Raw genomic sequence first — 23,209 nt, 5'->3', positions numbered from 1 at the left:
CAGAGACCGAACCGGCCAGCAACGACAGAGCCTGATTTTCCATTTGTAAAAAGGGTACAGGACAATGCAAGCATTGCATCGTGATGTGAACGGAAATGCCGTGGTCAACGCCATGATCGAAAACAAGGACAAGCTCCTTAAAACGATTGAAAGCGTTGTCAAATCAAAGTCATATTCCGAGGATATCTTTCAAGATGGAGTCATTAAAGCCTATGGGGTCAAGACCGACGACATTCGTTGCCCGATCGGCTACGCCTTCCGGATGGTCTACAATCTCGCACTCGACGAGAGCCGCCGGCGACGCCAGAAGATGAACAACCATAGGTCGATAGACCAGATTCAGGAGATCACAGCTCCCGTCCCCACCGTGCTCGACCAGCTCGTCGCTGCCGAGACCCTGCGCAATGTGCTTGCCTCGCTCGAGGCGCTGCCGAAGCGAACCAACGATGCCTTCATTCGCCATCGCCTCAACGGCGTGCCGCAGAAGGATATTGCGGCCGAACTCGGCGTCTCAAGGACGCTCGTCAACTTCATGATCAAGGCGGCAGAGGAACATTGCCATCTGGCGATCGCCGAACCTGCCTTCCGCCCCGATCATGCACACCGACAGGAGCCTAGCGTTTCGCCGCGTGCAGCGCCTGCTGCAAATCGCTCCACAGCAGTTCCGGCTCTTCCAGGCCAACGGCGAAACGAACCGTCTGCTCGCTCACGCCGAACCGGATGAAGGAGGTCATCCGGTCGGGGATCTGAAGCGCGACCTTGGCGGGGACCACCAGCGTTTCTGGTCCCCCCCAGCTGACACCGAGACGGATGTCGCGAAGGCCGTTCACAAAACGTGCGACATCGATATCGGGATTGAGGTCAAAGGCAAACAGCCCGGCATAACCCGTCAGCGTCGCCCTTCCGGGATGCTCCTGGAATGCCGGGTGACGAACGCGTCCGATCGCAGAATGCTCCTTCAGCCGCCCGGCCAGCAAAAGCCCGCTGCGCTCATGCTCCTTGAGACGGACACGCAGCGTGCGCATGCCGCGCAGCAGCAGCCAGGCCTCGAACGGTGACAATTTGGCGCCGACATAGGGGTAAGACGTTGAATTGATCCTGGCGATGGCCTCTTTCGAGCCGACGACGACGCCGGCGACCGTATCGCTGTGACCGCCGAGATATTTCGAGGCGGCGTGAATGACGATATCGACGCCATGCTGGATCGGTTTCTGAAAGAGCGGCGTTGCCCAGGAATTGTCGATGATGGTGGTGACGCCGGCCTCCTTTGCCATGGCCGACAGCGCCGCAATGTCCTGAAGCTCGAAGACGAAGGATGTGGGGTTTTCAAGGTAGAGCAGCTTGGCGCCCGATAGCGCCTTGCGGACCTCGTCGTGGTCGGTGGGATCGACGAAATCTACCGCGACACCGAGCCTGGCAAGCAGCTTCACCAGAAGGCGGTAGACATCGTTGTAGAGATGGCGGACCGCAACGACCCGGTCGCCTGCCTCAACAAGGCTGAGAATTGTCGATGTAATGGCAGCCGTTCCGCTGGAGAAAGCGCGTCCATCCTCTGCGCCCTCGAGACGGGCAACCAGCAGTTCGAATTCGCGAACGGTCGGATTGTCGCCGCGCGAATAGATGTAGTTGCGCGTGCGTCCGGCAAAGACATCCTCCATCGCCTCGTAACTGTCATAAGTGAAGAGCGATGTCTGGAAGATCGGCTGAGACACGGCGTTGAATGCCGCCGGATTGACAGGCGTAAAGAGATCGTCAGCGACCGCATGGGCGCCAAGGTCGTGCGGGTTGATCGACTGGTTCATGGTCATCCTCTCATGGACAAAAGCTGGGATATGGACGGATGGAGGTCAGATGGTCGGCCGAGCGCTGCCGGAGCGCGCTGAGCGCCCTCGCCAGGCAGACGGCCGACAGCAGGCCAGTCAAAGCAGAGGCCAGGAATATTGCTGCCAGCAACCCTGAAAAGCCGAAGAACGGCGGGAGAAGAGCAAGCAGCGGAAAGAGAAGATAGCCATTCTGCGCCAGACCGATGGCAACCGCCACTTTCGGTCTGCCCTGGGCCTGGAAGAGGATCAGCACCGTTTGCCGCAGACCGAACAGCAGAAGGGGAAGATGGGTTGCAATGATCGCTTGTCCGGCGATCCCGATCACCACCGCATCGTCGGTGAAGAACGAGGCAAGTTCTTCGGAGAAAACGAGCGCGGCCAATCCATAGGCACCACTCACCGCAGTTGTGACCGCTGTGAGGATGCGGGCTGCCGACAACATCCGGGCCGTATCGCCTCGACCCCAGGCAAAGCTCAGGATCGACTGGGCCCCAAGTGAAATGCCGATGACGGGGAGGGTTCCGACCGCCAGCAGCCGCAAGGCAATCCCGACGCCGGTGATGCCGGCTTCTCCGTGATAGGTGCCGGCGAGCGATACCACGGCCGCAATCGCGCCAGCGGTTGCAAGACTGGTCAGCGTCGTCGGTGCGCCCACAGCAAGGACAGGTTTGAGATAGCCGATATCTCCCCACCGCCAGCCAAACGTCAGCCGGACCGTTCCAAGTCGCCTGGCGTGGTAGGCGCCGTAGATGCAAAGCGCGACGAGCTGGGACAGGATAGTTGCGATTGCAACGCCCTGCAGGCCGAGGCCGAAGCCAAAGATCATGACCGGGTCGAGGATCATGTTCAGCGCAAAGCAGACGACCAGCGTCCACATGCTGAAGCGGGCATTGCCCTCTGCGATCGCCAGGAAATCAAGAATGATCTGCGCCATCGTCAGCGGCACCGAGACTGCAATGATCATCAGATAATGTTGCGCGAGCGGCTGAAGGGCAGGCGTGGCGCCGAACAGCAGCAAATCTGGAAATGCGATGATTGCGATGGCACTTGCCGCGCCGAAAACGACGCCGGCAGCAAGACTGATCGAGGCAATGGCGCCGGCCCGGGATCGGTTGCCGGCTCCGAGTGTGCGTCCGACCTCCGTTGCAACACCGACGCCGATCCCCTCGCCGAAGGCGGCTATGAGCATGAGGATCGGCAGGACGATCATGATCGCCGCGATCTGGTCTTCACCGATCATCCCGACGAAGATCATGTTGATCGTATGATGGGCGGCGTTGATCGACAGCCCGAACATGGCCGGCAGCCCGAGCCGAAGCAGCAGCCTGAGAAGCTCAGGACTTGCAAGGTCCTCCGGTGCGAGGCGCGGCCGTCTCCGGAAGCTGTCGCTCATGTCGTTCATGATGCTGGCACCCAGAGACGATCGCCGAAGAAACGCTCGCGGCCGAGCATGACGAGGAGCGCCCGCTTGTGCGGAAAATCGAAATGCTTGACCTTGGCAAAACCCGAACGATCGAGGTTGCGGATCTGCTGTTCATGACTGGCGCGCGGCTCGCCGACGATGCGTTTCGTGCGCGGATCGTCGAGGAAGATGAAATGCATCAGCGAGGGAAGCCATGCGCTGATCCATTTCTTGCCGCGATAGCCGGGCTCGCCGATCGCGACATGCCATCCACGATCATAGTCGTCGGCGTCGTAAAAGGGGCCGAGCCGGTTCTCTTTCGCCCAATAAACCTCGAAATAGCCGAAGGGAATATCCGCGAAACTGCCGATCAGCGGCAGGACATGCGGATCTGCGATCCTTTCTTCCAGGATCTCCCGGTGCTTGTCGATCGAACCCGCATCCTCCCAGATCGTGTTGACCTGTTCGTCGTTCATCCAGCGATGAAATGCTGCAAGATCGGTCTCCGGATCGGCCACCGTGAAGGCGATTTCCCGTTCCAGCCAGGGGATGAAACGCCTGTAGATCGCGCCCTTCGGCTTTGCGGGTCGACGCGGATGATACCGGCCCGCAGTCATCTCCTGCACGGGTGGCAGCGGATAGGAGAGCTGCGGCAGCCACAGTGAAGGCCATTGCCACAGGATCGCCGAATCGAGCCTTCCGCTTGCATCCACAATGTGTCTGGGGAGGCTTGTCTGATGCCCTTCGAAGACGACTGAGGTGATCGAGCGATCTTCTGCCGTCACGGCTTCGGCGGCCGCCATGAGAAGCTCTGCCGATCGCACCGGATCGCCATGGTAGAAGGTCACCGACGCGACGCCGGCCTCGACCTCGAATGCGGCCTCATGGTGGCCGTAAGCGGTCTTGAGGTGGATGAGATTGGGGGCGAGGCTGACGTAGCTGCGCGACTGCAGCGCGCGCCTTTGTTTGACGGCGTCGAAATCCATGATGTTCTCCTTGGCCGGTCGAGTACCGGTCGGGCTTTTGGCGCTGCGAGCATGAAGCGTGCTCTTGTGCCGATTTAGTAGAATGACGATCCATCTCCCGCTGGGTTTAGGGGTAAGCGAAGAAAAAAATTCTCATCAATTTTCTAAACTGCAGCCCGCCGGATCCGTCACTTGCGCATGACCATCATCACCGCAGGAGCTGCGAATGGATAATCTTGAACTTCACGACGATCTCTGGATCGCCGTCGTCGACACCGAGCGTCGCTACTCGGTCTGGCCGCAGGACAAGCGGATTCCTCTGGGCTGGGAGCCGGCGGGTTTTGCCGGTTCGCGCCAGCAATGCCTGGCGCATATCGCTGACGTCTGGGCGGATCCGCGCCCCCTCTCTTTGCGCTCGGCAATCGCCGGCGATGCGCGTCTCTGAAACGGCTGGATGGCACGGATGAACAAACAGATCACAAATTTCGCAGATGCCTACCCGACCGATGTCGCAACGGACGCGGTCTTCGAGAGCTTCCCGCTGACAATCGCGCAGAAGCGTATCTGGTCGCTGGAGCAGATCGGCAACGACACGGTGTTTCCCGACCAGGTCATTTCGCTGCGATTGAGCCCGGCGGTCGACGTCAAGACGATTGCCGGCGCCTGCCGGACGCTCGTGGCGCAGCATCCGTCGCTTGCCACACGGTTTCGCCGGCTGGCGGGCGGCCGCGTCGAGCAATACTGCGGCACATTGACCGCAGTACCGATCGAGATTGTCGGCGAAGATGCTGCTGTTGCGGAGCCGGATGCGTTGGCCGCCCAGAAAGCCTTCCGCGAGGGGCGCTTCGATCTCCTTGCTAGTCCGCCGGCGCGTATTCAGATTATCTTGCTTGCCGATGGGCAGTCGCTTTTGACGATCGTGCTTCATCCTGTGATCTCGGACGATCGCGAGAAGTCTATTCTCGCCGGCTCCCTGACGCGAATTCTCGACGGCGCAGCCGCCGGCGACACGCAGCTGCCCGAAATCTTGGCCGGAACGCGGGAGGCTGAATGGCTGCAGACCGAGCAGGCGCAGGAATCCCTCTCCTATTGGCGGAACACGATCGGTCTCGACTACGCCGCCTCGACCTTTCCCACCCGCTTCAACAGCGGCGGGCTGGCAGGCGTGGCGCGCGCGCAGCATCGATTTTCGATCGAGCCCGGTCTCTGGGAAAAGCTCGGTCGACATGCGCAGCATAAGGGATATCAGGTCGAGCGCGTGCTTCACGCCGCCTTTTGCGCGCTGCTGGCACGCTACAGCGGCAATTACGCTTTGCTGACCGGGCTGCTGGTCGCGCGGCCGCAGAAGGAACATCTTGCGAACCGCGGCCGTGCCGAACAGGTCCTTCCCCTCATCCTGTCACTGACATCAAGAAACTCTCTCGACGATGTCATCGCAGCGATCTCATCGGCAACGGAGGAGGGCCTTGCCCGGCTCGTTCCGCTCGAGCGTATCACCCAGGAACTGGTCGTCGACGAAGCGGCTGCCCAGGAAGCCGTGGTCAAGGCGCTGTTCGAATTCCGCGAGCCGTATCCGGTCCCCAGGCACGCAACAAATCTGGAACCGTTGGGGGCGCGTGCCGACAGCGAGCTTTCCCTGGTGATCGAGGCACGTCTGGATGGGGCCGCATGCGGGCTGATCGATTATGCGCAGGATCTCTACGACAGCGCCCTGATTACCCGTGTCTCCCGGCATTTCACCCTTGTACTCGAACAGATCGTTGTGCGTGACAATGTGCGGATCAAGGACATCGAATTCGTGGGGAGTGATGAGCTCGATCAGTTGTCGGCGCCCTACGAAGACGAGGTCGTCAACGATGACAGGCCGGTCCACGAGCTGATCTCAGCCCATTCGCGCCAGACGCCCGAGAAGACGGCGATCGTCTACGGCGACGAGGAGTGGAGCCACGGCTGGCTGGAGGCAAGCACCAACCGACTCGCACATCGGCTGCGTCATCTAGGTGTTCGCGCCGAGGTGACGGTTGCCATCTTCATCAAGCGATCGCCGGAGGCAATCGTCGGCATCCTCGCGACGCTGAAGGCGGGCGGTGCCTATATCCCGGTCGAGCCGGATCATCCGCCGGTCCGCAACCATCACATTCTGCGCGACGGTGGTGTCAAGATCGTTCTGACCCATAGCTGGCTTCGCCATCGGCTGCCGGAAGAGCTCGACACCATTATCCTCGAACTCGACAAGATCGACCTCGACGGCGAGCCGGATACGCCGCTTGATATTCCCACTCACAAGGACCAGCTCGCCTATGTCATGTACACCTCTGGATCAACGGGGTTGCCGAAGGGCGTGGCCGTCGAGCACGGCCCGCTGACGCACCATCTGCAGAACACCTCGCGCGTCTACGGCATGAGCTCGGCGTCACGAGAGCTGCCGTTCCTGCCTTTCAGTTCGGATGGCGGGCACGAGCGATGGATGAACCCGCTGATGGAGGGGGGCAGCATCATCCTTCCCGATCAGCCGCTGTGGACACCGGAAGAGACATTGACGGCCATGCGCAAGCACGGCGCCAACAATGCCAGCATTCCCACAACCTATCTGCAGCAACTGGCGGAATGGGCAGATATAACGGACGGTGCGCCGCCGATGCGGCTTTATTCCTTCGGCGGCGAGGGGCTGGCGCAGCCGACCTTCGACCTTCTGTCGCGGGCGCTGAAATCAGAATGGCTGATCAACGGCTACGGGCCGACCGAAACCATCATGACGCCGATGGTCTGGAAGGTGAGGGCCGGCACGAAATTCCAGGGGGTCTATGCTCCGCTCGGCCGCGCTGTCGGGTTGAGGCGCGTCTATGTGCTCGACCCCGACCTCAATCCGTGCCCGATCGGCGTGACGGGCGAGCTTTATATCGGCGGCGAAGGCATCGCACGCGGCTATCTCGGCAAGCCGGATACGACGGCGGACCGCTTCATCCCCGATCCATTCTCGAGCGACGGCGGCCGGCTTTATCGCTCCGGCGATCTGACGCGCTGGCGTGATGACGGGACCGTCGAATTCGTCGGTCGTGTCGACCACCAGGTGAAGCTTCGTGGTTACCGGATCGAGCTCGGCGAGATCGAAGCGGCTCTGCTCCAGCAACCTGGTGTCGGCGAAGCCCTGGTGATCCTGCGCGATGACGATGCCGGCGGCGACAAGGCGCTCGTCGCCTACGTCGTTCCCAAGAAAGACGAGAGGTTGGACGTCGAGACGATCCGCGCCGGCCTCGAGCGCAGCCTGCCATCCTACATGGTGCCGTCTGCCGTGGTCGAACTGGAGAAAATGCCGACCAATCCGAACAGCAAGCTCGATCGATTTGCGCTGCCAGCGCCACAACCGGTCAAACGCACAATCGTCGAGCCGGCGACCGCGCTCGAAGAGGAGGTGCTGGATGTCTGGCGGCAGGTTCTCAAGCTGGAAGCGATCAGCGTCGAGGACAATTTCTTCGCGATCGGCGGCAATTCGCTCGGCGCGATCCGCATCCTTTCGCAGCTGCGGCAGCGCCGGCCGAAAATTCCGCTCATTGTCGCCGATATTTTCAACAACCCGACCGTGCGCTCGTTTGCCGGCGTGATGGAGCAGGGGGACCAACGGGATCTGTCCGAGGTGATCGTGCTGCGTGCTTCGGGCGCCAAGCCGCGGCTCTATTGCTTCCCAGGCCTTCTCGTCAGCACCCGTGAATACGTCAAGCTCGTCGACTATCTCGGAGCCGACCAGCCGGCGACCGGCTTCATTTGCCACTCGCTTTCCGAGAAAAAGGCAGTCGGCGCTCCGGTCGAAGAGATCATCGAGAGCTATGTCGATTATATCAGGATGCATAGCAAAGGCGCGCCCTGCTATTTCCTCGGTTGGTCGTGGGGCGGGCTTCTGGCCTATGAGGCTGCCCGCGCCCTCGGTAAGCAGGTCGACGTCAGGATGATGGCGATGGTCGATGTCTGCGATCTCGGATCGGAATTCGCGATCGGCGCAAAGCCGAGGTTCCGGCCGGGCGAGCGCGATGAGCTTCACCGAGACGTAGAGGCATGGCTTGGAAGAACGGCGATGCGTCTCGAATGGGACCGGCTGCTGTCGACGATGGACGCGGATACTTACGATCAGTTCCTGCGCTTTGTCGGCGACGAAAAGGACCCGCTTCCAAACGACGGGCCGGATATCAGCAGTCGTGAGCATACGTTCTGGGTGCTGATCGATAATGCCCTGATCTTCCGCAAGCACCGGCTGGTTCCTCACGATGTGCCGATCTACCCCTGGGCTGCCGACGACAGCCTCAATCGTGGCCTCAACCTGATCGACTGGCGCCGCCTGTCGCCGCGGGCGCGTGCCGCCGAAATCATCACCGGCACCAACCATCTGCACATGATCGGGTCTCCCGCCTTCCACTCAAGGCTTGCCCTGCGTCTCAAGGAAACAGAGAAGGATATCGCATGACCGTCGCTTTTGCCCGCGGGGATGCCGAGCCGCTGGATATTGCCGGCATCGGCATCGGCCCCTCCAATCTGAGCCTCGCCTGCCTGTTCGAGTCGGTGCCCGAGATCAGGAGCCGTTTCTTCGAGCGGCGCCCGTCGTTCGACTGGCATCCCGGTATGATGATGCCCGGCGTCGAGCTGCAATCGTCCTTTCTGAAAGACCTCGTCACCCCGGTCCTGCCGACCAGCCGCTGGTCATTCGTCTCCTATCTGGTTGCCCATAAAAGGCTCTACGCTTTCCTGAACGCCAATTATGACGCCGTTCCCCGGCAGGAGTTCGCGCGCTATCTCGCCTGGGTCGCCAACGGCGTGGACGGCCTGCGCTTTGGCACGGAGATCCGCGACGTCAAGCATCGCGACGACCGCTTCTTGCTGCGGTTCGACAACGGGCAGGAGGAGGCGCGAAACCTGGTGATCGGTACAGGTTCTTCACCCTTCGTGCCCGACTGGGCAAAACCGTTTCTGGGTGCTGATTGCTTTCACAACAGCGAGGCCAAATCGCGTCTCAGCGATCTCGGCGCTGCCCGCATCGTCGTGGTCGGCGGCGGTCAAAGCGGCGGCGAGGTCGTCGAAGCCCTGCTTGCCGATCCTGGTTCCATGAAGGAGCTGACATGGATCAGCCGGCGTCATAATTTCGAGCCGATCAACGACACGCCGTTTTCGAACCAGGTCTTCTCGCCGGAATATGTGCAGGCCTATCTGAAGCTCGGCGGCGAGCAGAAGCAGGCCGCCTTGAGGAACTCGATCCTGACCAGCGACGGCTTGTCGATTTCGACGATTCACGCGATCTATCGACGCCTCTATGCGTTGCGCTATCTCGAACCGAGCACGCTCAACGCATCCCTGGCGCCAAACCGCGATGTGATCCAGATGGAGCGGAACGGCAATGCCTATCGGCTCATCGTCAGGAACCAGTTCGACGGTGGGATCGAGGTGCTTCATGCGGATGCGGTGGTTCTGGCAACCGGCTACCGGTTCCGGTTGCCGGAGGCTCTCGGCTCGCTGGGCGACAGGATAACGCTCGACAGAAACGGCTATCCGCTTCTCAATGACGACTACACGATGCAGTGGACGGGTCCGAGGGCCAACCGGCTGTTTGCGCAGAATGCGGGGCGATACTCGCATGGCATCGCCGACTCTCAGCTCAGCCTGATGGCCTGGCGCAGCGCAACCATCGTCAATACGCTTCTCGGCCGGCAGCACTTCGATGCGGAACCCGACAACGGGCAACTCGCCTGGGCGACGGAGACCGCTTCCGCAATGCCTCATCAGCTCCGGACCGGCTATTCGGACGGCATGCTGTCGTCCTGAAACAGGCGTGTCGAAATGCCGGGGAGTCCGGATTGAGAGCAAACAGCCAGCGCAACGACGTGCTGGCTGCCGCTTTCGACCAGACGGTGATGCCATTGCCGGTCACGATCGCCGCCATCGACCATGACTGGGATGCCATCCTTCCAGGAAAAGGCGACGTTGCGGGGATCCTCGCGCAGCCCGACGCCGAGTGCCTTCAGATGGCTCTCCTTGAGCGTCCAGAGTGCGGCCGCCGCGCGCCCGCGTTCGGACGCAGGCAATTCCGCGAGCCAGCGCCGTTCGTCTGCACTGCAATAGCTATCCACTGCCGCCGCTTCGATCTCGGTATCGGCGCGCTCGCAGTCTATTCCCAGGTGGTCACATGCTGAAGCGACAGCGACCGCCACAAGCCCATCGGTATTTGCGAGGCTGAATTGCGGCCTCTCACGCCCCTCAAGCCTCAGCTTGCCGCGGTTGTCCGGGGACAACAGGAGCTTGCTCGGCGATATCCCGGTATGCACGCTCAACAGCCGCCGCAGGAGATACCGGCCGGCAACGAAGGAGGCCCGATCCCGGTCAAAATAGTAGGTCGCGGCGCGCTCCCGTTCATCCGGTGAAAGCGACTGCATCCAGCGGTTTCGGTCGCCTTCGTTCTTAGAATACTGCCAGAGCGCGATTTCAATGCCGGCGGCTTGGTCTTCAGGTTGGTGCATTTTTGCTCGCCGTGGCTGCTATCTTCCTGAATTTTCAAGAACTCTGGGTCGTAACGCGTTTAATCGATCGCGGAAGTATTGGTCAACTCAGAAGATCTTCGAGAGTGAAGCGGGAACATTGTTTAATTAATACTAAATTATTGAATCCGGTGCGAGATCTTGCATCAGCCGAGTCATCAGCTGATGTGGAAAATGGCGTGAAACTGGTTCTTGAAACCGGAACATCGTTCAAGTCGATCGGTGAGTACGTTGTCCAGATCAACCAACTGATGGATGCGATTGCCACATCGGCGCGCGAGCAGTCGACTGGACTTGCCGAGATCAACACGGCCGTCAATCAAATGGACCAGGCGACCCAGCAAAATGCAGCGATGGTCGAGCAGTCGACAGCTGCCGTTGCCTCATTGTCCTCCGAGGCGGGCCCCCTGCGGGATCTGGTCAATCAGTTTCAATTGGACGACGAGAAAAGCACGGCGGACGTGCAGCGCATCATGAAGACTGCTGTCATCGGTGAAGGCGACGCGGGAGGATTGTTTATAATCGTGCTTTGCTCGACATGGCACGGCATGCTGCGACCGCTTTCTCCAGAGTGGCGGCCTGCCGTTCCGTCCGTCCCGGCGGCACAAAGGAAATGCAGCGCCACTCTGCGGTGTTATGGCTCCCCGCCGACCTGCCGCCGGCGCCAAGCCGCAGGTGCCTCTCCTGCACGGTTGCGGAAAAACCGGGAAAAATAAGCCGGATCCTCGAATCCAATTTCCCGGCCGACATCCTCGACAGAGCGGATTGTAAACTTCAGCAATCGCTTGGCCTCCAGTAGGCGTCGATCGAGCAGCAGATCCTTGACCGATTGGCCGAACACCTCGCGCGCGGCCCTGTCAAGCAGATGGGGTGTGGTCGCCAGATAATCGACATAGCGGCTGACCGGCCAGTCCTCTTTGTAATGATTGTCGATGGCTCGCCGAAGCGCAATGCTGAGAGCGCCCGCTGGTGATGTCATCTGGACATCTCTCGCCCCAGCAAGACGGGCCAACATCGACAGGGCGACCGAGACAAGACCGACGACAACCTTGTCCTCCTTACCGCCGCTGCCCCGATATTCGTCGGCAATCATTTCAAGCGTCGCCCCGAGCCGTGACCAGCCCGGATCGTGCGCCTCGCCAATGAGCAGTATTGGTGTGTCAAGATCGAGTGCCACCTGTGGATCTATCGCACCCAGTAAATCGTCAGATACCGACACAACGATCGCATCGGATTGCTCGCCGACATCGAAAGCATGAACCACGTTGCTCGGCACGAAGCTGATCGTTGGAGCCGAAAAATTCCAAGTCTGGTCGTCGATGCGATAGACGCCGCCGCCTCGAAACCAATAGGTGATTTGCCCCATGGAGGAATGCTTATGCGGCGCAACATGGCCGAAATGCACGATTCTGCGCGCCATAACGGTCTCAACATGGAGGAACCCAACATCGAGTGAACGGCTCGGCTCGCCATAGACGAAGAATGAGGGAATATCGTTTTTTGCCATCATACCGGAAAAAGTACCAGCGAATTGCCTGCTTTGTCCATGGCTCGAAATCACGCGCGGTCTTACCTTCCTGTCACAATCTCAAGGGAGGAACACGGGATGCGACCTGAAGATCACCGGGCAGACAAGACCCGCCCGTTCACCGGCGCCGAATATCTGGCGAGCCTGCGCGACGGCCGCGAGGTCTATATCAATGGCGAACGTATCGCCGACGTCACCACGCACCCGTCGATGCGCAACTCTGCCCGCTCGATTGCCCGCATGTACGACGCGCTTCACGACGAGAAGACCAAAGCGCGCCTGACGTCACCGACGGATACCGGATCCGGCGGATACACCCACAAGTTCTTCCGCGTCGCCAAATCGTCCGAAGACCTTGTCGCACAGCAGGGAGCGATCGCCGACTGGGCGCGCATGTCCTATGGCTGGATGGGCCGCACGGCCGATTACAAGGCCGCATTAATGAACACGCTCGGCGCCAATGCCGACTGGTATGGCCCGTTCAAGGACAATGCGCTCGCATGGCACAAGCGCGCGCAGGAAGCAGCGTTGTTCATGAACCACGCGATCGTCAACCCGCCGATCGACAGACACAAGCCGGCCGATGCGGTGAAGGACGTGTTCGTCCACATCACCAAGGAAACCGACGCCGGCATCTATGTGTCTGGCGCCAAGGTCGTCGCGACCTCTTCGGCCCTGACGCACTACAACTTCCTCGCCCAGAGCTCGGCAACCATAACCGAGGACCCTTCGCTGTCCGTTATGTTCATCGTTCCGATGAATGCGCCCGGCATCAAGATGTTCTGTCGCGTCTCCTACGAACAGACGGCCAATGCGGAAGGCCAACCCTTCGATTATCCGCTCTCCTCGCGCTTCGACGAGAACGACGCCATCCTGGTGCTCGACAATGTGTTCGTGCCGTGGGAGGACGTTCTGGTGATCCGGGATGCGGCGAAGATCCTGTCCTTCCATCCGGCCTCAGGCTTCATGCACGGCTACTGCTTCCAGGGCTGCACGCGTCTTGCCGTGAAAATGGACTTTCTCGCAGGTCTCCTCGCCAAGGCGCTCCGCGCGACAGGCGGCGATGCCTTCCGCGGCAACCAGGCCATGCTGGGCGAAGTGATCGCCATCCGCCACCAGTTCTGGGCTTTTTCCGATGCAATGGCGCACAATCCCATTCCTTGGGCGAACGGCGCCGTGCTGCCGAACCTGGAGGCCGCGCTCTGCTACCGGACCTTCATGTCCGAAGCCTATCCCAAGGTCATCGACATCGTCCGGCGTACTGTGGCGTCCGGCCTCATCTACCTGCCGTCCTCGGCAAAGGATTTCCAGAACCCGGAGATCAATCGTTATCTCGCGCAGTATGTCCGCGGTTCCAACGATATGTCTCATATTGAGCGCATCAAGATCATGAAACTGCTCTGGGATGCGACGGGAACGGAATTCGGTGGGCGCCATGCTCTTTACGAGCTGAACTACGCCGGGGCGCCGGAAGAGGTTCGCTTGCAGGTCCTCAAAGGCGCCGAACGTGGCGGCCGCTTGAAGGAGATGGAAGCGCTGGTCGATCAGTGTATGTCAGATTATGACGAAAACGGCTGGACCGGCGACACCTGGCTGCCGCCGCTCAACGATATCCGTCCACTGCGCGATGCGGCCGAGTGAGGGTGGTGTGATGGCCGCTTCTGTCTCGAAGACCGAATTTCGCAATGCGATGGCGAGGGTATGCGCTCCCGTCAATGTCATCACCACCAACGGATCCGCCGGCCGCGGCGGGTTCACGGCGACAGCCATGTGCTCGGTCACGGACGAGCCCCCAACCTTGCTTGTCTGCATGAACAGCCGATCAGCCCAGACGGGTATCTTTGTTGAAAACCGTCGGTTCTGCGTCAACGTCCTGACGCCGGAACACAAGGATCTGGCCAGCTATTTTGCCGGACAGCAAAGCGACATGGATGCGCGCTATGCAGCCGCCGACTGGATCAACCTGTTGTCCGGGAACCAGGCTCTCGCCAACTCGATCGTCTCCTTCGACTGCCGCCTGATCGAGGCGCGGCCGGTCGGGACGCACAACATTCTGATCGGAGAGGTCGTCGAAATCCGCTCGCGCAAGGACGGGCACGCGCTTCTGTATTTCGACCGTAACTATGTGCATGTGCCGACACAGACCGGCAGCTTCGGCGGTTGATTCCAGGCAGCCGCTCATGTCGGGAACCTTCAAAGGGATTTCAAAATCTCCCTTGACATATGACTAAATAGTTAACATGTTAAATATATCGGCATCTGGGAGGACACATGCCACATTTGACCGTCGAATATTCGGCCAACCTGGAAGGTCGCGCCGATATGGGAGCCCTTTGCGGCACCTTGCTTGAAACGGTTCTGGAAACGGGCCTGTTTGAAATCGGAGCCGTCCGTGTGCGGGCGCTGAAAGCTGATCACTACGCCGTCGCCGACCGACTTGCCGAAAACAGCTTCATCGACCTCAATTTCCGTGTCGGCGCGGGCCGCAGCGCAGAAGAGAAGAAGCGTACGGGCGACGCTTTGTTTGCCGCGGCAAGCGCCGCCCTGGCCCAGCTCTTTGACACCCCCCACTTCGCGCTGTCGCTGGAAATCCGGGAGATCGACGCGGAGTTGAGCTGGAAGAATAACGCCATCCATCCGCGCCTGCGCGGCAAATAACCCCAGACTGCCGCTGGTATCGCGAGCGGTTGAGCCAAGGATCATTCCATGTCCATACTTGAGGAAAACATCACCAAGGCGCAAGCCTATCTCGCCCGGTTCGGGGACAACGGCGTCTTGAATCGCATTGGAGGCGAGGACGTCGCTGCAGCCGACGGTTCGACGTTTGAAACGATTTCGCCGGTCGATCTGAAGCCGCTTGCCAACATCGCTCGTGGCAAGGCGGAAGATATAGACCGCGCGGCGAAGGCTGCCAAGGCTGCGTTCCCGGCCTGGGCCGCCATGGATGGCACAGCCCGCAAGAAGCTGCTGCACAAAATCGCCGATGCCATCGTGGCGCGGGCTGAGGAAATTGCCTTTGTCGAGTGCATGGACACCGGACAATCGTTGAAGTTCATGGCCAAGGCTGCCTTGCGCGGCGCTGAGAATTTCCGTTTCTTTGCCGACCGTGCGCCGGAAGCTCGTGACGGCAAATCCTTGCGCGCCGATGGCCAGGTGAACATCACAACGCGCAACCCGATCGGTCCGGTAGGCGTCATAACACCGTGGAATACACCGTTCATGCTGTCCACCTGGAAGATCGCGCCGGCGCTCGCGAGCGGTTGCACGATCGTCCATAAGCCGGCCGAATTTTCGCCGCTGACTGCTCGCCTGCTGGTCGAAATCGCAGAAGATGCCGGGCTGCCCAAGGGTGTATGGAACCTCGTCAACGGATTGGGTGAAGATGCTGGCAAGGCTTTGACCGAACATCCGCTGATCAAGGCCATCGGCTTCGTCGGCGAAAGCCGCACCGGCTCCATGATCATGAAACAGGGCGCCGACACCTTGAAACGGGTCCATTTCGAACTCGGCGGAAAAAATCCCGTCATCGTCTTTGCCGACGCCGATCTCGAACGCGCTGCCGATGCGGCCGTATTCATGATCTACTCGCTGAACGGCGAACGCTGCACCTCGTCCTCGCGACTGCTGGTCGAAGAGAGCGTTTATGACACGTTCACCACGATGGTCGCCGAGAAAGCCACGCGCATCAAAGTCGGCCATCCGCTCGATCCGGAAACGGTGATCGGCCCGCTGATCCATCCGGTGCATGAGACGAAGGTTCTCGAATATATCGGCGTCGGCAAGGCCGAAGGCGCAACCGTTGCAGCTGGCGGGGCGAAATTCGATGGACCGGGCGGTGGCTGCTATGTCTCGCCGACGCTTTTCACCGGTGCCCACAACCAGATGCGCATCGCGCAGGAAGAGATTTTTGGACCGGTGCTCACAGCGATACCGTTCAGGGATGAAGCCGAGGCCCTCGCGCTTGCCAACGACGTCCAATACGGCCTGACGGGCTACCTATGGACGTCGGATCTCACCCGCGCCTTCCGCTTCACTGACCATCTTGAGGCGGGCATGATCTGGGTGAACTCGGAAAATGTGCGACATCTGCCCACGCCCTTCGGCGGCGTCAAGAATTCCGGCATCGGCCGCGACGGCGGCGACTGGTCCTTTGATTTCTACATGGAAACGAAGAACGTCGCCTTCGCCACGAAGCCCCACGCCATCCAGAAGCTGGGTGGCTGATTTTCAGAAAACAACGAACACGAGTGCCTGTTTCATGGAGTGAGACAGGCCGGAGGAGGACCCAATGGCACTGCCTGCACCCAATCTCTACCCGCCCTTCAACATCGTGCGCCTCAGCCATGTCGAATTCGGCGTCAAGGATCTCGAAAAGTCGCGCGCCTTCTATGTCGATACGCTCGGCCTGCAGGTGACGGACGAGACCGCCGACACGATTTATCTGCGGGCGATGGAAGAGCGCGGGCATCACTGCATCGTGTTGAAGAAATCCGATAAGTCGGAAGCGCGCGACCTGGGCTTCAAGGTCTATGACGAGGCAGAACTCGACAAGGCAGCGCATTTCTTCAAAGGCAAGGGCTTGCCGGTGGAATGGGTCGAGCGTCCCTACCAGTCGCGCACCTTCCGCACCCGCGACCCGCACGGAATTCCGCTCGAATTCTATTCCAGGATGGACCGCCTGCCGCCGATCCATCAGAAATACGCGCTTTACAGGGGCGTGAAGCCGCTGCGCATTGATCACTTCAACTGCTTCTCGCCCAATGTGGACGAGTCGGTCGCCTTCTACAACGAGATCGGCTTCCGGGTGACGGAATACACGGCGGACGAGGAAACAGGCCGCCTTTGGGCTGCCTGGACCCACCGAAAGGGCGGCGTGCATGACATCGCCTTTACCAACGGCACCGGCCCGCGCATGCATCACACCGCCTTCTGGGTTCCGACGCCCCTCAACATTATCGACCTGCTCGACCTGATGGCGACGACCGGTTGGGTTGCCAATATCGAGCGTGGCCCTGGCCGCCACGGTATTTCGAACGCCTTTTTTCTCTACATTCTCGATCCGGATGGTCATCGTATCGAGATTTACTGCTCGGACTACCAGACGGTCGATCCGGACCTCGAGCCGATCAAGTGGGACCTTAAGGATCCGCAGCGCCAGACGCTCTGGGGAGCGCCCGCGCCAAAATCCTGGTTCGAGCATGGCAGCGTTTTTGCCGATACGCCGGTACGCGATTCCGACCTCAAAGCCCAGCCGATCATCGCTCCTTAAACTTCCCAGACCTCCCCACCTGGCGGACCTTCGGGTCTGCCATTTTTTGCACAGCAAGCGAGAAGCGACCATGCAGCTCAAGGATCCGACGCTCTTTCGACAGGCCGTACTGGTCGGGACCCAATGGATCGAGGCCGATCCGGACAATGCCATTGAGGTTACGAATCCGGCAACAGGCCAAATCATCGGCCGCGTGCCGAAGCTCGGCGCGACGGAGACCCGTGACGCTATCGTCGTGGCCGAACGCGCGCAAAAAGAATGGGCTGCACGCACCGCCAAGGAGCGCTCGGCCATCCTGCGCAAATGGTTCGAGCTGATGATGGCGAACCAGGATGACCTCGGTTGCATCCTGACGCTTGAGCAGGGCAAACCGCTGGCCGAGGCCAAGGGTGAAATTGCCTATGGCGCAAGCTTCATCGAGTGGTTCGCGGAGGAAGCGCGTCGCGTCTACGGCGACATCATTCCCGGACACCAGATTGACAAGCGAATCCTAGTGCTCAAGCAGCCCATCGGCGTGGTGGCCGCTATCACACCCTGGAATTTCCCCAATGCCATGGTTACCCGCAAGACTGGCCCGGCACTGGCCGCAGGCTGTGCCGTGGTTCTGAAACCGGCGTCTCAGACCCCTTTTTCTGCCATTGCTCTGGCCGTCCTTGCCGAACGCGCCGGCCTGCCTCTCGGTCTGTTCAGCGTGCTCACCGGTTCAGCCCGCGAGATCGGCGGCGCACTGACAGAGAGCTCGATCGTCCGCAAGCTGACATTTACCGGTTCGACTGAGATCGGGGCCGAACTCTATCGCCAGTGCGCGCCGACCATCAAGAAGCTGGGCCTGGAGCTCGGCGGCAACGCGCCCTTCATCGTCTTTGACGATGCCGACCTCGATGCTGCCGTCGAAGGCGCCCTGATCGCCAAGTTTCGCAACAACGGCCAGACCTGCGTCTGCGCCAACCGGCTCTATGTCCAGGAGGGTGTCTATGACGCCTTTGCCGAGAAGCTGGCAACGGCCGTCGGCAAGCTGAAAACCGGCAACGGCCTGGATGAAGGCGTTATCCTCGGGCCGCTGATCGATGAAGCTGCCGTGGCTAAGGTCGAGGAGCATGTCTCCGACGCGCTGGCCAAAGGCGCACGCCTGATCCAGGGCGGCAGGCGACACGAACTGGGCGGCACCTTCTTCGAAGCGACGGTGCTCGCCGATGTCACGCCAGACATGGTGGTGGCGCATGAAGAGACTTTTGGACCGCTTGCGCCTCTCTTCCGGTTCAAGGACGAGAATGATGTCATCGCGCAGGCCAATGACACCGAATTCGGCCTGGCGTCCTATTTCTATGCAAAGGACCTCGCCCGCGTCTTCCGCGTCGCCGAGGCACTCGAATACGGCATGGTCGGCGTCAATACCGGTCTGATCTCGACCGCCGAGGCGCCTTTTGGCGGCGTGAAGCTTTCCGGCCTCGGACGCGAGGGGTCGAAATACGGTATCGAGGACTTCATCGAAATCAAATATGTTTGCCTCGGCGGCATCGCCTGAGGAGGCAAGGAGAAACCATGTCTCATCCCAAGTTCGTCAGCTTTTCCCGCAATGGCAGCACCGGTTATGGCCTTCTGATCGAGACAGGAGTTGTCGATCTCTCCGCTCGTCATGGATCGAAATGGCCGACCTTGCGGGAAGTTATCGAAGCAGGCGCACTCACCTTGCTGGCCGAAGACGCAAAGAGCCTTCCTGCCGATTTCCCGCTGTCCGAGGTCACTTACGAAATCCCGATTCCCCAGCCGGAAAAGCTGATCTGCGTCGGCGTGAACTTCCCGGACCGCAACGAGGAATACAAGGACGGCCAGTCGGCGCCCGCCAATCCGTCCTTGTTCATTCGCTTTCCGCGGTCCTTCACCGGCCATGACCAACCGTTGATCCGTCCACCGGAAAGCCCGCAGCTCGACTACGAAGGTGAGATCGTCATCGTTATCGGCAAGGGCGGCCGGCGCATTCCCGAAGCGCAGGCGCTCGATCACGTTGCAGCACTTTCTCTCTGCAATGAAGGCACGATCCGCGACTGGGTCCGCCATGCCAAGTTCAACGTGACACAGGGCAAGAATTTTGACCGCACCGGCTCGATCGGCCCTTGGCTCGTGCCCTACGTCGACGAAAACCAACTGGCTGACATCGAGCTAAAAACCCGCATCAATGGCGAGGTTCGCCAGTCGGATCGTACAAGCCGCATGATCTTCTCCTTCCGCAAGATCATTAACTACATCTCGACCTTCACCACGCTGGTGCCGGGCGATGTAATCGTCACGGGTACTCCGACCGGCGCCGGCGCGCGTTTCGATCCCCCAATCTGGCTGAAGCCCGGTGATGTCGTGGAAGTCGAAGCCGACGGCATCGGCATCTTACGCAACACGATCGCCGACGAGGTTTGAGCATGCTGACCAAAGACCAGATCGAGGAAGCCGCAACCCGTCTCGACGAGGCCGAGCGCACCCGCGTGCAGACCGGGCTCCTGTCCCTGCAATACCCGCAGATCGTTATGGACGATGCCTATGCGATCCAGGGCGCCTGGGTGCAAAGGAAGATCGCCGCGGGCCGCAAGGTGATCGGCTGGAAGATTGGACTGACCTCCAAGGCCATGCAATATGCGCTGAATATCAATATCCCGGATTCCGGTGTGCTCTTCGATGACATGGTTTTCGAGGATGGCGCGACCGTTTCCGAAGACCGTTTCATCCAGCCCCGCATCGAGGCCGAAATCGCCTTTGTGATGAAGGCGCCGCTGAAGGGGCCGGGCGTCACCGTCTTCGACGTGCTGAACGCCACCGACTATGTGACACCGGCGCTCGAAATTCTCGATACCCGCATCCTGCGCATCGACCCGGAAACGAAAAAGGCCCGCACGGTCCATGACACGATTTCCGACAATGCCGCCAATGCGGGCATTGTTACCGGCGGGCGCGCGGTGCGCCCGGACCAGATCGACATGCGCTGGATGGGTGCGATCGTCAGCCGCAACGCCGAGGTCGAGGAAACTGGACTTGGTGCTGGCGTGCTCAACCAACCAGCGCGCGGCATCGCCTGGCTTGCCAACCGGCTGGCGCAATACGGCGACGGCATCGAAGCGGGACAGATCGTGCTCGCCGGCTCCTTCATCCGGCCGATCGAAGCCCGGCATGGCGACACCATTGTCGGCGACTTCGGACCCTACGGCACCGTCAGCCTGTTCTTCGAATAAGGATCGCCATCATGCCTGCCCCCAAGAACACTTTCAAACAAGCGCTGCGGGAAGGCGCGCCCCAGATCGGTCTCTGGCAGGCGCTGGCCAATCCCTACACGGTCGAAATCTCCGCTGGAGCCGGCTATGACTGGCTTCTGCTCGACGCCGAGCACGCGCCCAATGACATCCCGCTTCTGGTGTCCCAGTTGCAGGCGATGAAGGGAAGCGGCAGTCATGCGATCATCCGCCCGCCGATCGGTGAGACCCATATCATTAAGCAGTTGCTCGATATCGGCGCGCAAACCCTGCTTGTGCCGATGGTCGACAGCAAGGAACTTGCAGACGCCATGGTGAAAGCCGTGCGCTATCCGCCGCACGGCGTGCGCGGCGTTGGCGCTGCCCTGGCGCGGGCCTCTGCGTTCAACCGTATTCCCGACTATCTGCAAACCGCCAATGACGAGATCTGCCTGCTATTGCAGATCGAAAGCCGGGCGGGTCTCGCGGCGCTGGACGCTATCACTTCCACCGAAGGCGTGGACGGCGTGTTCATCGGGCCCGCCGATCTCGCTGCCGATATGGGCTATCTCGGTAAGCCAGGCGCATCGGAGGTCCAGGCCGAGGTCGAACGCGCGCTTTTGCGAATCCAGAGCCATGGCAAGGCTGCGGGCATTCTCACTGGCGACCTTAATCTTGCCAAGCGTTATCTTGAACTGGGCGCGACCTTCGTTGCTATCGGCAACGATGTGACGCTGCTCGCCAATGCCACGACAAAGCTGCTTTCCGATTTTCGGGTTGCCACGACGGCCAAGGCGGTGGCGACTGCAAACACCTACTGACCTAAACGTCTTCGCCGCTTGGCTTGCCGTCAAGTTTCAGGGCGGCAAGGTCGTCAAGCATGTTGAGCAATTCTTCGACGCGGCTTGCACCGAAGCGGGCATCGATGTCCGCATAGACCCGACGGCTGTCCGGCATCACCTCGTCAATGATGGCTCTGCCGGGCGGCGCAAGCTTTAGAAGCACCCGCCGCCCATCCGCCTTGTCCTTGTGCTTGGTGATGAAATCACGCTCCTCGAGCGAGCGGATCATGCGGGTGAGGCTTGGGGCCAGAATGAAAGCCTTTTCCGCGACTTCGGTGGCATCCAGCGTTCCTGCCTCAGCCAGCGCGCGGATCACCCGCCACTGCTGCTCGGTCACGTTATGGGCCGCAAGGATTGGCCGAAAGTGGCTCATCACCGCTTCACGGGCGCGCAGGAGCCCAATCGCAAGCGAGCGCCGCTCGCGGGAAGCGGGGCCGGCAGAACCCATGCCACTTTCTCTATCGTCGATCGGTTCATTCTTCATGCTGGTTCTTTCTATCCGGTGTTTCGGCGCTTGTGCAATCGCGGGTATTCGCAGATCCTACGGGATCGAACCGCAATAAAGTTGACAAAGGTCACGAAGAGTATTTCCTTAACATAGAAACTATCTCGGCGGAGCCGGCGATTTTTCATTTAGTCTTTGGGAGGAGGCTAACATGCAGCAAATGGTGGAATTCGGGGCCCTGATCCCCAAGCAATGGCCAGTAACTCCCGTGGACGACTGGACTGATCAGCTGAAATCAATCTGCGGGAGCTTCAATTCGCGCCGCGTCGAATGCAAGGTCGTCACCGGCAGCGCTACGATCATGGACGCTGGCGGTCTGGAACTGGCACAGGTGGCCAACGATCTCGACATCATCCATCGCGACTTCATCGACATCAAGCGTGACTACGGCGAGAACCTGTTCCTGTTGTTGCAACTGGAGGGAACCTGCGGCATCGAGCAGCGGGGTCGCCAATCAATCATCGCGCCGGGCGACTGCATTCTGGTGGACAGCTCGGCACCCTCAATCTTTCATTTCGGCGGTCATTTTTCCAACCATCTGTCCGTCCACCTGCCGCGCCAGTTGATCGTCGCCGGCAAGGCCGCACAGGTGGAGATCTCGCGGCGGCTCGAAGCCGAAGACCCCATGTCGGCGATGTTGCGGGCGCTGGTCGCCAAGCTGATCCGCACCGATGCACAGGACAAGCGGGCACAGAATTTGAGAGAGTTGCTGTTCAGCGCCACGCGTCAGGCCTTTGCAATGGATGAGGACCCGGATCAGTCTTTTCCGGTTGATAGTCCAGGCGGGCGATTGGAAATCGTCCAGATTCTGATCGACCGGCACCTCACCGACGAACACCTGACGCCTCAGTGGCTGGCCGACAAGGTTGGCATCTCGTTGCGCACGCTGCAGGATGACTTCTCGGCACTTGGAACCACGGCGACATCTCTTATCCGCCTGCGGCGCCTGCACCTGGTTCACGAACAGCTGCTCCAGATGAAGAACGGACCGTCCGCGCCAACTATCGCCGAAGTTGCCTATTCCGCCGGCTTCAACGACATCTCCTATTTCAACCGCTGCTTCCGCAAAGCCTTCGACTGCTCGCCGAAAGACATCCTGCAGCACTAGAGTCGCGTTTTTGTCCTATTCAGACCGCGCCGGAGCC

The 23,209-nt window shown here is 60.4% G+C and carries 20 protein-coding genes and 1 pseudogene; 15 read left to right on the top strand and 6 right to left on the bottom strand.

Features of this window, described 5'->3' with window-relative positions; genetic code table 11:
• The first annotated feature begins 64 nt into the window (after window positions 1–64).
• Entirely contained in the window at window positions 65–724 is a 660-nt protein-coding gene (locus RWJ89_RS00855) for a sigma-70 family RNA polymerase sigma factor (protein WP_026264432.1), read from the top strand.
• Here RWJ89_RS00855 and RWJ89_RS00850 read toward each other — a convergent pair.
• The 3 genes from RWJ89_RS00850 to RWJ89_RS00840 are packed head-to-tail and all read right to left on the bottom strand — an operon-like array spanning window position 615 to window position 4,211.
• Complete coding sequence (locus RWJ89_RS00850; protein ID WP_316030422.1) at window positions 615–1,802, bottom strand: PLP-dependent transferase; 1,188 nt, start codon at window positions 1,800–1,802, stop codon at window positions 615–617. The two genes, RWJ89_RS00855 and RWJ89_RS00850, sit on opposite strands and share 110 nt — an antisense overlap.
• Before the next feature lie 10 nt (window positions 1,803–1,812).
• Complete coding sequence (locus tag RWJ89_RS00845) at window positions 1,813–3,225, bottom strand: MATE family efflux transporter (protein WP_316030421.1); 1,413 nt, start codon at window positions 3,223–3,225, stop codon at window positions 1,813–1,815.
• Window positions 3,222–4,211: a GNAT family N-acetyltransferase gene (locus tag RWJ89_RS00840; RefSeq protein WP_316030420.1), complete on the bottom strand. Its 990-nt coding sequence runs from the start codon at window positions 4,209–4,211 to the stop codon at window positions 3,222–3,224. The genes RWJ89_RS00845 and RWJ89_RS00840 overlap by 4 nt, the downstream gene beginning before the upstream one ends.
• A 205-nt stretch (window positions 4,212–4,416) precedes the next feature.
• Between RWJ89_RS00840 and RWJ89_RS00835 the strand changes: the two genes are divergently transcribed.
• From RWJ89_RS00835 to RWJ89_RS00825, 3 genes are read left to right on the top strand one after another with little or no spacing between them, the layout of a single operon-like run.
• On the top strand, window positions 4,417–4,635 hold the full coding sequence (locus RWJ89_RS00835) for an MbtH family protein (RefSeq protein ID WP_316030419.1): 219 nt from the start codon (window positions 4,417–4,419) through the stop codon (window positions 4,633–4,635).
• Window positions 4,636–4,653: 18 nt separating this feature from the next.
• Entirely contained in the window at window positions 4,654–8,646 is a 3,993-nt protein-coding gene (locus tag RWJ89_RS00830; protein WP_316030418.1) for a non-ribosomal peptide synthetase, read from the top strand.
• Entirely contained in the window at window positions 8,643–9,995 is a 1,353-nt protein-coding gene (locus tag RWJ89_RS00825) for a lysine N(6)-hydroxylase/L-ornithine N(5)-oxygenase family protein (protein ID WP_316030417.1), read from the top strand. Before RWJ89_RS00830 ends, RWJ89_RS00825 begins: the two co-directional genes overlap by 4 nt.
• Here the strand turns inward: RWJ89_RS00825 and RWJ89_RS00820 are convergent.
• Window positions 9,968–10,687, bottom strand: coding sequence for a 4'-phosphopantetheinyl transferase family protein (locus RWJ89_RS00820; RefSeq protein ID WP_316030416.1), 720 nt, complete (start codon window positions 10,685–10,687; stop codon window positions 9,968–9,970). The two genes, RWJ89_RS00825 and RWJ89_RS00820, sit on opposite strands and share 28 nt — an antisense overlap.
• Before the next feature lie 170 nt (window positions 10,688–10,857).
• Between RWJ89_RS00820 and RWJ89_RS00815 the strand changes: the two are divergent.
• Window positions 10,858–11,175 (top strand): annotated as a pseudogene (locus tag RWJ89_RS00815) (methyl-accepting chemotaxis protein); the annotation flags it as partial.
• A 164-nt stretch (window positions 11,176–11,339) separates the two neighbouring features.
• Here the strand turns inward: RWJ89_RS00815 and RWJ89_RS00810 are convergent.
• The gene (locus RWJ89_RS00810) at window positions 11,340–12,215 is read right to left on the bottom strand and encodes a helix-turn-helix domain-containing protein (protein WP_316030544.1); all 876 of its coding nucleotides are present in this window, start codon (window positions 12,213–12,215) and stop codon (window positions 11,340–11,342) included.
• Window positions 12,216–12,311: 96 nt separating this feature from the next.
• Here RWJ89_RS00810 and RWJ89_RS00805 point away from each other — a divergent pair, with 96 nt between their 5' ends.
• The 9 genes from RWJ89_RS00805 (at window position 12,312) to hpaI (ending at window position 21,538) form a co-directional block, all read left to right on the top strand.
• Window positions 12,312–13,874 carry a 4-hydroxyphenylacetate 3-hydroxylase N-terminal domain-containing protein gene (locus RWJ89_RS00805; RefSeq protein WP_168271969.1) on the top strand — a complete coding sequence of 521 codons (1,563 nt, stop codon included), beginning with the start codon at window positions 12,312–12,314 and terminating at the stop codon, window positions 13,872–13,874.
• Window positions 13,875–13,884: 10 nt separating this feature from the next.
• Window positions 13,885–14,397, top strand: a complete 513-nt coding sequence (locus RWJ89_RS00800) for a flavin reductase (protein ID WP_168271970.1) — start codon at window positions 13,885–13,887, stop codon at window positions 14,395–14,397.
• Between the two features lie 107 nt (window positions 14,398–14,504).
• A complete protein-coding gene (locus RWJ89_RS00795; protein WP_168271971.1) occupies window positions 14,505–14,891 on the top strand; it encodes a 5-carboxymethyl-2-hydroxymuconate Delta-isomerase in 387 nt (128 codons plus the stop codon).
• 48 nt (window positions 14,892–14,939) lie between these two features.
• The gene (hpaE, locus tag RWJ89_RS00790; protein WP_316030415.1) at window positions 14,940–16,457 is read left to right on the top strand and encodes a 5-carboxymethyl-2-hydroxymuconate semialdehyde dehydrogenase; all 1,518 of its coding nucleotides are present in this window, start codon (window positions 14,940–14,942) and stop codon (window positions 16,455–16,457) included.
• A gap of 64 nt (window positions 16,458–16,521) precedes the next feature.
• Window positions 16,522–17,502 (top strand): 3,4-dihydroxyphenylacetate 2,3-dioxygenase, encoded by a 981-nt coding sequence (hpaD, locus tag RWJ89_RS00785; protein ID WP_168271973.1) that lies wholly within the window; start codon window positions 16,522–16,524, stop codon window positions 17,500–17,502.
• A gap of 70 nt (window positions 17,503–17,572) precedes the next feature.
• On the top strand, window positions 17,573–19,027 hold the full coding sequence (gene gabD / locus RWJ89_RS00780; RefSeq protein WP_222010819.1) for an NADP-dependent succinate-semialdehyde dehydrogenase: 1,455 nt from the start codon (window positions 17,573–17,575) through the stop codon (window positions 19,025–19,027).
• 17 nt (window positions 19,028–19,044) lie between these two features.
• Window positions 19,045–19,914: a fumarylacetoacetate hydrolase family protein gene (locus RWJ89_RS00775; protein WP_222060912.1), complete on the top strand. Its 870-nt coding sequence runs from the start codon at window positions 19,045–19,047 to the stop codon at window positions 19,912–19,914.
• A gap of 2 nt (window positions 19,915–19,916) precedes the next feature.
• On the top strand, window positions 19,917–20,720 hold the full coding sequence (hpaH, locus tag RWJ89_RS00770) for a 2-oxo-hept-4-ene-1,7-dioate hydratase (protein ID WP_222060913.1): 804 nt from the start codon (window positions 19,917–19,919) through the stop codon (window positions 20,718–20,720).
• An 11-nt stretch (window positions 20,721–20,731) separates the two neighbouring features.
• Window positions 20,732–21,538, top strand: a complete 807-nt coding sequence (gene hpaI, locus RWJ89_RS00765) for a 4-hydroxy-2-oxoheptanedioate aldolase (protein ID WP_168281357.1) — start codon at window positions 20,732–20,734, stop codon at window positions 21,536–21,538.
• A gap of 1 nt (window position 21,539) precedes the next feature.
• Here the strand turns inward: hpaI and hpaR are convergent, their stop codons facing one another.
• Entirely contained in the window at window positions 21,540–22,007 is a 468-nt protein-coding gene (gene hpaR / locus RWJ89_RS00760; RefSeq protein ID WP_246621832.1) for a homoprotocatechuate degradation operon regulator HpaR, read from the bottom strand.
• Between the two features lie 208 nt (window positions 22,008–22,215).
• Here hpaR and RWJ89_RS00755 point away from each other — a divergent pair, with 208 nt between their 5' ends.
• The gene (locus RWJ89_RS00755) at window positions 22,216–23,172 is read left to right on the top strand and encodes a helix-turn-helix domain-containing protein (protein WP_246621818.1); all 957 of its coding nucleotides are present in this window, start codon (window positions 22,216–22,218) and stop codon (window positions 23,170–23,172) included.
• Window positions 23,173–23,209: the final 37 nt, after the last annotated feature.

It is taken from the genome of Rhizobium sp. 10PS4, from assembly GCF_032464805.1.
GTDB lineage: Bacteria > Pseudomonadota > Alphaproteobacteria > Rhizobiales > Rhizobiaceae > Rhizobium > Rhizobium laguerreae.
This window is presented reverse-complemented; position numbering and strand designations above follow the sequence as displayed.